Origin of the sequence: Affinundibacterium amnicola (genome assembly GCF_014284275.1) — a bacterium.
Lineage (GTDB): Bacteria > Pseudomonadota > Gammaproteobacteria > Burkholderiales > Burkholderiaceae_D > Undibacterium > Undibacterium amnicola.
This window is the reverse complement of record NZ_JACOFU010000002.1, coordinates 155,431-167,684: the sequence shown is the minus strand read 5'-3', so window position 1 is coordinate 167,684 and position 12,254 is coordinate 155,431. Positions and strand designations below refer to the sequence as shown.

At 45.8% G+C, this 12,254-nt stretch carries 7 protein-coding genes, 1 other RNA gene and 1 riboswitch; of the genes, 5 read left to right on the top strand and 3 right to left on the bottom strand.

Annotation, left to right across the window (positions count from 1 at the left end):
- Positions 1–270: 270 nt before the first annotated feature.
- Positions 271–1,533, bottom strand: a complete 1,263-nt coding sequence (rho, locus tag H8K33_RS05050) for a transcription termination factor Rho (protein ID WP_186889913.1) — start codon at positions 1,531–1,533, stop codon at positions 271–273.
- A gap of 262 nt (positions 1,534–1,795) precedes the next feature.
- Entirely contained in the window at positions 1,796–2,161 is a 366-nt protein-coding gene (gene trxA / locus H8K33_RS05045; protein ID WP_390320598.1) for a thioredoxin TrxA, read from the bottom strand.
- A gap of 243 nt (positions 2,162–2,404) precedes the next feature.
- Between trxA and H8K33_RS05040 the strand changes: the two genes are divergently transcribed.
- The 5 genes from H8K33_RS05040 to ssrS all read left to right on the top strand — a co-directional run bounded on the left by H8K33_RS05040 (position 2,405) and on the right by ssrS (position 9,760).
- Positions 2,405–5,302, top strand: coding sequence for a PD-(D/E)XK nuclease family protein (locus tag H8K33_RS05040; RefSeq protein WP_186889911.1), 2,898 nt, complete (start codon positions 2,405–2,407; stop codon positions 5,300–5,302).
- Positions 5,302–8,676 (top strand): UvrD-helicase domain-containing protein, encoded by a 3,375-nt coding sequence (locus H8K33_RS05035; protein WP_186889910.1) that lies wholly within the window; start codon positions 5,302–5,304, stop codon positions 8,674–8,676. The genes H8K33_RS05040 and H8K33_RS05035 overlap by 1 nt, the downstream gene beginning before the upstream one ends.
- A 291-nt stretch (positions 8,677–8,967) precedes the next feature.
- Complete coding sequence (locus H8K33_RS05030; RefSeq protein ID WP_186889909.1) at positions 8,968–9,180, top strand: DUF904 domain-containing protein; 213 nt, start codon at positions 8,968–8,970, stop codon at positions 9,178–9,180.
- Positions 9,177–9,503: a cell division protein ZapA gene (locus H8K33_RS05025; RefSeq protein ID WP_186889908.1), complete on the top strand. Its 327-nt coding sequence runs from the start codon at positions 9,177–9,179 to the stop codon at positions 9,501–9,503. Before H8K33_RS05030 ends, H8K33_RS05025 begins: the two co-directional genes overlap by 4 nt.
- Before the next feature lie 78 nt (positions 9,504–9,581).
- Positions 9,582–9,760, top strand: a non-coding RNA gene (ssrS, locus tag H8K33_RS05020) — 6S RNA.
- A 116-nt stretch (positions 9,761–9,876) separates the two neighbouring features.
- Here ssrS and H8K33_RS05015 read toward each other — a convergent pair.
- Positions 9,877–11,517: a methyl-accepting chemotaxis protein gene (locus H8K33_RS05015; protein ID WP_186889907.1), complete on the bottom strand. Its 1,641-nt coding sequence runs from the start codon at positions 11,515–11,517 to the stop codon at positions 9,877–9,879.
- A gap of 273 nt (positions 11,518–11,790) precedes the next feature.
- Positions 11,791–12,032, top strand: a riboswitch (cobalamin riboswitch).
- The last annotated feature ends 222 nt before the right edge of the window (positions 12,033–12,254 follow it).

The window sequence follows — 12,254 nt, the reverse complement described above, 5'->3', positions numbered from 1 at the left end:
AGCGAAGCGTAAGCACCCGAAGGGTGAGTCTACGGTCGCCTTTTTTGGATTACCTTTTTTGGCGAAGCAAAAAAGGTAATTGGCTGTCGGGCCACACCCGACCTGCGAACGATGAGCAAGCGTAGAAATACGTTTAATGAATTAACGTTAATCGTACATGCATATTCCCAAAGGCTCATATACAGCGTCAAAGACAAAACCCAAAAACAAAAAAGCCGAACATAAAGTCCGGCTTTCTCGCCTAAAGCAAACCAATCGCGAATAATTCAATTACCCACCACGACGCATCATCTCAAAAAACTCTGCGTTGTTCTTAGTTGCCTTCATCTTATCCAAGATGAATTCCATCGCCTCGATCTCGTCCATGCCGTATAAGAGCTTACGCAAGATCCAGATTTTTTGGAGTTGATCAGGTTTGATCAACAACTCTTCACGACGAGTGCCAGACTTGTTGAGGTTAATCGCTGGATAAGTACGTTTCTCTGCCAAACGACGTTCCAAATGCACTTCCATATTGCCTGTGCCTTTGAATTCCTCGTAAATCACGTCATCCATACGGCTACCAGTTTCGATCAAAGCTGTTGCGATGATGGTCAATGAGCCGCCTTCTTCCACATTACGTGCTGCGCCGAAGAAGCGTTTTGGGCGTTGTAATGCGTTGGCATCTACACCACCAGTCAAGACTTTGCCGGATGCTGGAATGACTGTGTTATAGGCACGGGCTAAACGCGTGATGGAGTCTAACAAGATCACCACGTCTTTTTTCATTTCAACTAAACGTTTGGCTTTTTCTAAAACCATTTCAGCGACTTGTACGTGACGTGTTGCTGGTTCATCAAACGTGGATGCAACCACTTCACCGCGCACGGAGCGCTGCATTTCAGTTACTTCTTCTGGGCGTTCGTCAATCAGCAAAACGATCATCGTCACATCTGGATGGTTGGTTGTAATCGCATGAGCGATGTGTTGCAACATCACGGACTTACCAGATTTTGGTGAAGCGACTAACAAGCCGCGTTGGCCCTTACCGATTGGAGCGATCAAGTCGATGATACGACCTGTAGTGTTCTCTTCGCCGCGCATGTCGCGTTCTAATTGCAAGAGTTTGTTCGGGTGCAGCGGTGTTAAGTTTTCAAACAAGATGCGGTGCTTGGACATCTCTGGCGCTTCGCCATTGACCTTGTCCACTTTCACCAAGGCGAAATAGCGTTCGCCATCTTTTGGTGTTCTGACTTCCCCTTCGATTGAATCGCCAGTATGCAAATTGAAACGGCGGATCTGTGAAGGAGAAATATAAATATCGTCGGTGGATGCCATATAGCTGGCATCGGGCGAGCGCAAAAAGCCAAAGCCGTCAGGCAAGACTTCGAGTGCACCATCGCCAAAAATTTGTTCGCCGCCTTTGGCGCGCTTTTTCAAAATCGCGAACATCAATTCTTGCTTACGCATACGCGCAGCGTTATCGATATCGAGACCGATGGCCATTTCTAACAGTGCGGAGACGTGTAAGGCCTTTAGTTCAGATAAATGCATGTTGTGAGTGTCCCGAGATGGGAATATGAGGTGGGGGAGTGAACAGAAGTGAAAAAACGAACTACTGGATGATTAAAAACTGCAGAGCGGGTTTGATTCCGGTCGCTACTTGTATAACTCTGGTACTTCAATTTCAGCGTATTGTAAGACTTAATTCAGACGATGTAAAAACTTTCTTGTAACACCGTCTGAAATGAATACCGTTTAACTGTAATTTTGCTTATTTTTAGCTTATTTCTGGCTTAATTTAAGCTTAATTCGTTCAGATATTGCTATCGATAAAGCTGGTCAATTGACCTTTTGCCAGCGCGCCAACTTTTTGTGCTGCGGCTGCACCGTTCTTAAACAAGATTAAAGTTGGGATGCCGCGGATACCAAATTGTGCTGGTACTGCCTGATTTGCATCAACGTCCATTTTGGCGATAGTGATTTTGCCATCATATTCTTTGGCAACTTCTTCTAAGATCGGCGCAATCATCTTACATGGACCACACCATTCAGCCCAAAAGTCTACCAAGACTGGTTTGTCAGATTTCAATACATCGGCTTCAAAAGATGCATCGCTTACATAAATGATATTTGCGCTCATAGAATTCTCGTTATTCTGGTTGGTCTCTAAAAGAGGGATAGTTTAATAAATCAAAGCAGGAATGGTGATTTTGGGATGCTTTTGCGTATTTCAAGTGCCTTCGTCGCTTTTGTGCGGGCATCCATATTGGAAAAACAGCGGTAAATAATACCCTATTTTTTAAAAAGTGGCTTATTTACTGATTTTTGTGAATTTTTGTCCGAATTTACTGCTTGGGTTTCTATTTTATTGTCGCACTCGCATAAAATGCCAGCTCACTTTGATTTTGATTGAAACCATGCCATGGCGCGAACAACTCACTTGATTCCAGCATCTGCACAATTTTGGTCACAAGTCGCACAACAGTTTTTGGCGATGCAGAAAAAAGCTGGCATGCCTAAGGATTTGTTTGCTGAGCCAGATCCTGTTTCAGACAAAGATTTCTCGCACCTTCGCGTCATCGTGCCGACATTCGAACATGCGCATTTATTCACGCGTGCTTTAAGCGTGGAACTCGGTGCAGAAATCGGCGGGCATTTTATTCCACCGAAGATTCAAACCATGTTTGCCTGGCTGGGCATGCAGCAGCCTCTGCCTGTATCCGTTTCTGCTAACAGCCAACGCTTGATGAGCTTGTATGCAGAATTACGTCAGCATGCTTGGTTGAAAAGCTTATTTGGTGCGCAGCGTAATACCGATTTGTTACCGCTGGCGCAAACTTTGTTGAACTTAGCTGATGAATTGACTCAGGTTTGGTTGCCACAGGCTGTCAATGGGAAAAAATTGGATCCGCAAAAAATGGAATCCACTTGGCATGAAGCTTTAGCGCAATTGCCTTTGCCCGTACAAAAAATGGTGTCGGATGAAACGCAATTGGTCTGGACTTTGTGGCAAGGGCAGCTTGATCAGCACGATAAAACGGTACAAGAATTTCAGCAAATGATGCGTCTGGCGGATAACGCTGAGATGGAGTTATTTTGGATTGCACCAACCATGCCAGATGCGATAGCAAGTGCATTCTTACAAGCCTATCAGCAGCGTCAGCCTGTGCATGTGATCAGCATCGATTGGCGTGACACCGCTTTACCAGACGCGATGCAACAGGCTTGGCCGAGTTTGTCGGCGGAATTAGTGTCAGCCTCAGCTTCAACTTCAGCACCAATGATGCAGCAAAATAGTATTGCAATATCAGATCAATTTGGTTGGTCTCGACTGCATTTATGTGAAGTCAGTAGTTTGGAAGAAGAGGCCGAGCAAGCCGCGCAATGCATTATTGAATGGTTGCAAGCAGGTAAACAAAAAATCGCTGTGATCGCACAAGACCGCGTCATTTCTCGCCGATTGCGTGCATTGCTGGAACGTGCGCAAGTCTATGTGGCGGATGAAACAGGTTGGAAATTATCAACCACGCGCGCCGCCGCTTGTCTGGCGGCTTGGTTTGAAGTGGTGGTAACGCGGGCAGATACGATGGCTTTGCTGGATTTTTTGAAATCACCATTTTTGCCGCTGGGTGTTAAGGGTTTAGATGCATCTGAGCTAGCAGAAGCTGTCGATAAGGCTGATTTGGTGATGGAGATTGAGTTAGCTTTGCGTAGAAATAATGTGGTGGGTAATTGGGATGCCGTGTTATATACCTTAGAACGTCAACCGCAAGCTAGAGTGTGGCTTGCGCAGATCGCTCGCTTAGCGCATCAATATGGCAATAGCGCAGGCGCATCACGCCGCAGTTTGAAAGATTGGACGCAAATTAGCATCCAAACCTTGACCGATCTGGGCATGTTCGATCCACTGCAAGAAGACCTAGCTGGCGCGCAAGTCGTACAAATGTTACAGGCTTTGAATAGTGATTGTCATGGCTTGGAAATGCACTTTAGTTTTTCTGAATGGCGAGCCTTTATTAATTTGCAGATGGAGGCAACGCCATTTAAACAAGAGCAAATCGATCAGCGAGTTGTGATGCTGCCCTTGAATGGCGCACGCTTGCGGTGTTTTGATGCGGTGTATTTGATTGGTGGTGACGCCAAACATTTACCTTCAAAACCGCAAGAAACTTTGTTCTTCACCAATGCCGTGCGACGTGAATGTGGTTTGGTGACGCGTGAGCAAAGGCAGCTACAACAGTTGCGTGATTTTGCTGAACTGATTCTTTCGAACGGTGAAGTTGTATTGTCTTGGCAATCGCAAATTAACGGCGAATTAAACGCCTTGAGCCCATGGATAGAGCAAGTGAAATTGGTCATGGCGCGTCAAGGAAAATCCGCATTAATGAGCAGATTAATGAGCAGTAAACGCGTACTGGCAGAACATCATTTAAACACCATCATCGCGACACAACCAAGACCAGATGCTGCGGTTTTGATGCCAAGCACGCTCTCGGCCAGCGGATTATCTAGCCTGATTGCTTGCCCATATCAATTTTTTGCCGGACGCATGCTCAGACTCTCCGCCATTGATGAATTATCGGATATGCCGGAAAAACGCGACTATGGTGATTGGTTACACGCGATTTTAAAAACCTATCATGATCGTTTGCTAGCAGATCAATTGGGTTTGAATGATGATCGTATAGGTTTATTGCATGCGATTTCAGATACCTGGTTTGCGCGCGTATTGAAGCAGAGCCCAGCTGCTTTAGGCTATAGCATACGCTGGCGTAAAGTGATTCCTGCCTATGTCGCCTGGGCGAATGAACGCGAAGCCGATGGCTGGCAGTTTGCTTTCGGTGAAGTCTGGGCGGAAGCACAGTTGGCATGGGATGATGGTGCGATCACCTTGCGAGGTCGGGTCGATAGAATTGATGAGCGTCATTTAGACAATGGTGAAGTCGAGCGCGCTGTATTGGACTACAAAACCAAAAATAAGACCGCTCTGAAAGCTAGATTGAAAAACTTTGAAGACCATCAACTCGCTTTTTATGGTTTGTTACAAGCGAAGATTCCGCATAGCGACGATGCGAATGATCTCGATATGACATTATTAGACCCTGTCGATACCGCTTATTACGTTGCTCTGGAAACCGAACGTGACAAGACTGGCGATGTTGAAGCATCAGACTACGGCAAATGGAAAAGCGAATTGGAAACAGCCATCCGACAAAATATGTGTGCGATACAACATGGTGCAGGCCTGCCTGCGCAAGGTGTGGAAAGCGTATGTGCTTATTGCGATGTGCGTGGCTTGTGTCGTAAAGGAGCTTGGTGATGCATCAAACTAATCAAGCGAATCAAGCGCAGGCCTATGCATTGAATGGACAAGTGGTGGATGCGATGCAGTTTACGGCGGCCGCTTGTGATCCTCATCGTTCGGTTGTAGTGGAAGCCTGCGCGGGCAGTGGAAAGACCTGGCTACTGGTGGCTCGCATGTTGCGCCTGTTACTCGATGGTGCGGAGCCGGCCGAGTTGTTAGCGATTACCTTTACTCGTAAAGCAGCACAAGAAATGCAGCATCGCTTGATGGAATTGCTGCAGCAATTGGCCTTGGCAGATGAAGCACTGGCCAGCACCATTTTGCTTGAACGTGGCGTTCCGGTATCGCAATTGGCAAGTAGTTTGCCGCGGGCACGGCAACTCTATGAAAACCTTTTGAGCAATCCACAAGGTTTGTCTATGGATACCTTCCATAGCTGGTTCGGACGCTTATTGAAATTAGCCCCTTTAGCTTCTGGTGTGCCGCATGGTTTCAATTTGTTGGAATCGACTAGCAGCATACAGCGTGAAGCGTGGGGTCAGTTGATGCAACTGGCTGAAAGTAAAGATGTAGATGCCGACGCAGATGCTAGCAGCGAAGAGCATTCGCTTAAACAAGAATTACTTTATCTGTATGAAGAATTGGGCGATTTCAGTACACAATTAATGCTGGATGCTTTTTTAGATAAACGCGCCGAATGGTGGGCGATCAGCGAGAATGCCGCTACGCCTGATGCCGCCTTGCAGCAACTGCGTAGCTTGATGGGCGAAGATGCTATCAGTGATGCCCGCCTGCGTGTTTGGCAAGATGACGCTTTGCTGGAGCGAATACAAAACATCGGTATTTGCTTGGGTAAGGGCAGTCCAGAAAACCAAAAGCGCGGTGTTGCGATAGAGACGGCCTTAACTAATGCAAAACAAGCAAACAGTCTCGTCGGCGTAGAACATTTTTCCGCTTTAGCGAATGAGTTCTATAGCAGCGAGGGCGTCAATCGTAAAAATCGTAAGACCAAGAACTTGAGCGCCGCGATTGAAGCTTGGCTAGGGGCAGATAACGAATCCGCGTTTCACGATGAATGTAATGCGATTGCAGAGACCTTAAAGGTGTTTGAACGACGCAGTAAGGAAGCGTCGGTATTACGCCTTAACCAAGCCTTGTTCGTGGTTGGGCAGGCCTACGTTCAATGTTATCAAGCGCTGAAGTCTGAACAGCGTATGTTGGATTTTGCCGATCTGGAATGGCAGGCTTATCGTCTCTTAGCGAATGAGGCATTTGCCGCCTACTTGCATGGAAGGTTGGACGCCAGATATAAACATATTTTGTTGGACGAATTTCAGGATACCAATCCTTTGCAATGGAATATTGTCAGCGCCTGGCTGGATGCTTACGGTGCAGACACTGATCGGCCTACCGTGTTTATTGTGGGCGATCCTAAGCAATCTATTTATCGTTTTCGTCGTGCTGATCCGCGCGTGTTTATTGCGGCACGCGATATGTTGGCACAACAAGGTGCGGTGGTTTTGCGTACCAATCAAACTCGTAGAAATGCGCCAGCAATCGTGGAAGTTTTAAATCAAGCTATGATAGGTAACGCAATTTATACTGCGCAAACCACTGCTGCCGATACCGATGGACAGGTCTTACGTTTGCCTTTGATTCGCGCCGAGGTTCTAAGTTCTTCTGAAGACTATCCCTCATTCCCATTACGTGATCCACTAAGCACACCAGCCATCGAGCAAGATGACCAACGTCGTTATCAAGAAGGGCAGCAAATTGCACAGCAACTTTTGCAATTGCAAAAAGACGCGGCGGGCGCTTTTCTCTGGTCGGATGTGATGTTGTTGGTCAGGCGACGCACCAATCTGGCGTCCTATGAAAAAGCTTTGCGCGAGGCAGGAATTCCCTTTGTGTCGAATCGTCGCGGTGGCTTATTGCAGACCTTGGAAATCGCCGATTTGATCGCCTTATTGAATTTCTTGATGACGCCAGGTGATAATCGTGCACTCGCGCATGTGTTGAAATCACCGATGTTTGCAGCCACCGATCAAGATCTCATCAAGCTTGCACAGCGCGAAGAAAACGCTTGGTGGAAACGCTTATTAGCAATCGACAAGCAAGCATTACCGCATTTGCAAAGAGCGGTGCAGTTATTAACAGATTGGATGCAAGCCGCGCATGACTTGCCGGTGCATGATTTGCTTGACCGGATTTTGCATCATGGTGAATTAGTGAGTCGTTACGCACAAAACGCATCGGTGACGAATCGCCAACAAATCATCGGCAATATCACCGCATTTACCGAATTGGCGCTGAATATGGATGGTGGCCGCTATCCTAGTTTGCCAAAATTTATTGCGGCACTCAAAGAATTTGATCGCGGTGCAGAGACCGATTCGCCGGATGAATCCAGCGTTGCCAGTGGTTTAGATGCAGTGCGAATTTTGACGATCCACAGTGCAAAAGGTTTGGAAGCGAAGATTGTGGTGATGTTAGATAGTAATCACAGCGATGCCGCAAAAGACAATATCGGCGTGCTTTGTGCTTGGCCTTTACAAGCGGGTGGGCAAAAACATTTTTCTGTGTTTGGTAAAAAAGATGCGCGTGGCGCAGCTCGGGATGCCTTGTTTGCAGCAGAAGAAGAACAAGCCAAACAAGAAAACTGGAATATGTTGTATGTGGCGGTGACACGAGCGAAACAAGTCCTCATCGTTAGTGGTATCGCCAGTGACAAAGCGGCGGATGAAACCGGTGTGCAAACGGCAAGTTGGTATCAACGCTTTATGTCGGTAGATGAGGTCGAGGTCATTCTGCAGGATGCAGAGGCTGATTCAGCCATCAATGCTTCGGCAAATCATGCCGCACAACAGCAATTTGTTTTGCACACCTTTAGCCCTCCCAATTTGGCATTGCCAGAACTAAAATTGGCAGCTGTGATGTCAGCCGAACAAATCGAAGGCGTGGCCTTGCACGCCTTGATGGAAAGACTGACCAACGAGATTCGAGAATGGCCGATAAAAATTCCATCAGTGGAAGTGATTGCAGCTTGGTTACCATGTGCGCCCAGTGTTGCCAAAGTGGTGCGCGAACAAGCTCAGGCGATTTTGAATGCGCCAGCTTTAGAACATTTCTTTCATCCTAAGAAGCTTAGTTTTGCTCGTAATGAAATGGATGTCGTATATCAAGAGCAATTAATGCGAATTGATAGATTAGTGATTTTGGATGAAGAGCTGTGGATTTTGGATTACAAACGGCAGTTATTGGATTCGGAAAAAATCGCTTATCAACAACAGTTAAGCATTTATGCCGAAGCCCTAGCGAGTATTTATCCAGCGAAAAAGCTAAGACTAGCCTTGATCTTGGCAGATGGACAGTTTATTCCTATGAATTAATCTTCGGGCTGTGTGCAATTGATGGCAAATGAAAGAAAAATCCCTTTATAATTAATGAGTTTCTCTTTAAAGTTCAAGTTAGGACTTACGCAAAACAGACGCTAGCGTCGTTGCAGTCGCCTCGTCCCCTGCCTTCGCAGGGGCAGGCCAAGCAAATGTACTGTCTTCGGCGACGCGCCCCCGATTTAGGCATTCGAGGGCAGGCTCTAGCTAGCGCAATTTTGCATAAGTCCTGTTTCGCTTGATACTCGATTGTAAACTCAACCACTTGAAGTTCTATAGATAGCCAAGATGATTTCCGAATTTGAATTATTAGCTGAAAAGCTCAATCGCCTCGCAGAGATGACGCAAACCTTGCGCTTGGAAAATGCTGCATTACGCCGGACTGCAGTCGATCTGGCGTCGGAAAATAAAGATCTGCGTGAGCGTGTAGTTGAAGCACACAGCCGGGTTGAAGCAATTTTGGCGCAACTACCCAACGATGATGAGAAGGATGCAGCATGAGCGAGCCAAAATCAATTCAGATTGATGTCAACATCATGGGCTTATCCTACAAACTCGCTTGCAAAGAAGGTGAAGACCGTGCGCTGCGCGAAGCAGCTTCGTATCTCAACGAGAAAATGTGTGCAATTCGTGATGCATCTAAAGTCAAAGGCACAGACAGAATTGCGGTGATGGCAGCACTTGGTATGGCAGCAGACTTGCTCTCCACCAAAGCGCATGACGGTCCTTTGTCGGGTATGAGCATAGGTGAAGTAAAACAAAAAATCCAAAGCATGAATGACACCATTGATCAGGTGTTAACCCCGCAAGAAAATCTATTTTAAGTTTGCCCCTTATTGTTTAAAACAATCAAAAAAATTCATAAAAATTGATGTGATTTTTTTGCGGAAGGAGTAAACTACGAACTCCTACCGTGTTCGCCAGTGCCATATATTCCTTGAACCATTTATGTGCATAGGCTTTGGAAATTGTTCAATGGTGTGAGCGTCGCTTATGTCCGATGAACCCGATTTGAACTGACCTTGGCCGACTTGAACCGCCGGGTTCAGGATGCCGGCATAGCGGCACTGGTGGGAACTAATTCTTTAAAAAGCACTGACCGTATTTTGCGATCAGTGCTTTTTTGTTGGGCTTTTAAATTTAATTTTTAAGTTTAATTTTTTTGTTTAATCTTGTAGCTTAGAGAAAAGGCATATATCAAGTTAATTGTTTATATGTTTGCTTTTTATCTTGCGTGACTGTTTTAGATGCTCTATTGGTATTGAAAATGTTGGCCGATACAAAGTTGTCGGATAGCTTAAAAATAGAGAGTGCTTTGACTAGCGTATCTGTTTGAAGTTCTAAACTCATTGCGGCGGCGGCAGCTTCTTCAACTAAGGCCGCATTTTGCTGAGTCACTTCATCCATGTGGGTAATTGCATCATTGACTTGGTGTATGCCCTGGCTTTGTTCGCGAGAAGCGGAAGCGATGTCGCCAATAATGCCGCTAACTTTCTGATTTGAGCTAATAATCTCTTGCATGGCAGAGCCAGCCTGGCTAGTTAATTGGCTGCCCGCATGTATCTTAATCAGCGTTACGTCGATTAGTTCTTTAATTTCTTTTGCGGCAGCTGCACTTCGTTGCGCCAAGTTTCTCACTTCAGATGCCACGACCGCGAAGCCTCGCCCTTGCTCGCCCGCACGTGCAGCTTCAACAGCAGCATTGAGTGCGAGGATATTTGTTTGAAATGCGATGCCTTCGATTAATCCGGTAATGTCGATCATTCGTTTTGATGACTGACTGATCTCATCCATCGTATTAACCATTTGACCAGTGATTTTGCCACCGTGTTCTGCGATTTTCATAGCCTCATTTGCCATTTGATTGGCTAGTACTGTGTTATCTGAATTTTGCGCAACGGTGGACGAGAACTCTTCCATACTTGCGGCGGTTTCTTCCAGTGAAGATGCTTGTGATTCTGTTCGTCCAGACAAGTCCATATTCCCAGTCGCGATTTCTTTTGTCGCCGAACGAATATGTTCAGAATTTTTACGAACATCACCGACGATTGAATTGAGATTGATTTGCAATTGCCTGAGCATTCGAATTAACTGTCCGAGATCGTCTGTTCGTTCAGTGTCGATACGTGCGCTTAAATCGCCACCAGCCATAATTTTGCTGGCTGCCAGTGCTTGTTTGCTTGGAATGGTAATTGTTCTGTGAAAGTGAAACCAAAGATGAATTGCATTTGCTGCACATATAGCTAGAAGAGCAGCAATCCATTGTGTGGAAATCCATTGGCTGCTGATAGCCAGCAAGAAACTAGCGGCCAGTAAGACAAAATTAATCGCCAGTCTTTGTGTCATTGTTAGGCGAAACTTCTCTGATAACTGCGCGAGCTTTGTTTTTTTGTAAGCTCGACCTTGTTTGAGTTCGAGATTTTCTGGATTGCCCTTGTTAATGGAGGAATATAGTCGCGATGCTTCCTGAATTTGTGAAACACTTGGTTTAGTTCTGACTGATACGTAGCCCACAGCTTTGCCATTCTCAATCACAGGCGTGACGTTTGCAAACACCCAATAAAAATCACCGTTTTTGCAGCGGTTTTTTACCACACCTGACCACGGCAAGCCTGATTGTATGGTACTCCACAAGTCGGCAAATGCCTGCGTCGGCATATCAGGATGACGTACGATATTTTGTGGCGCGCCAATTAATTCATCCTCAGTGAAACCGCTAACTTCAATAAAATACGGATTCGCATAAGTGATATTTCCTTGCAAATCGGTTGTTGAAACAATTGAATCAGTGTCACTTATGTGATGTTCAATCTGCGTCACTGGCATATTTAGTTTCATAGAAAATCCGATTTGATAAGTCGCAAATGGCTGACGGCATTTGCGATGAATGTGAGGTACAAAATACGTTCAGTATAATTGATTTAGATCAATAAATATGTTGCCTTGAGGAATTTATTTGGTGAGTTTCTTGTGGATGCTGCCCTAAAAAAAATGATCGCGAGATAAGACTATTTCTCTTGTTTAGAAATTTGTTGGGCGTCAAGAAAGCTGAAATTTTTTTGATTTGATTTTGATGTCTACTGTTCTTTGATGTTAATTCTGTTTTTAAACTGTTAAAATAGCCAAGTTGGTGCTCGCGAGATGGTTCACATTTCGCAGTTCAACGGGAAGCAGGAGGTGTTTTTGTGGTTAAAAAATGCTCACCTGCGCTGCCCCCGCAACGGTCAAGCGGACGAGTCTTCACCGACTCCGCTTCTGTCACACAAGCCACTGGTCGCCTTGAACAAGCGACTGGGAAGGCGACAGAGGTAGTCTCCGCCAGCCCGGATACCGGCCAACAAGGTTGCGATGCGTCTAGTATTTATTATTTATGGGCATCGCGTGTTTTGCTTTCTTACTGTCGGGGATGACAGAGAGAGCTGATCGAAATCTTTTATTTCACATCTGATCTGTTAGTAATTTGCTGAAGTTTTGAGCGATGTTTCGGCATATGGACGAGGCTTGCTAACGTGCTTTGGCGCGCATTTTTATTGCGGATTTTCTGCATGTGCGCTTACGTCTGATCATGTCGAGAT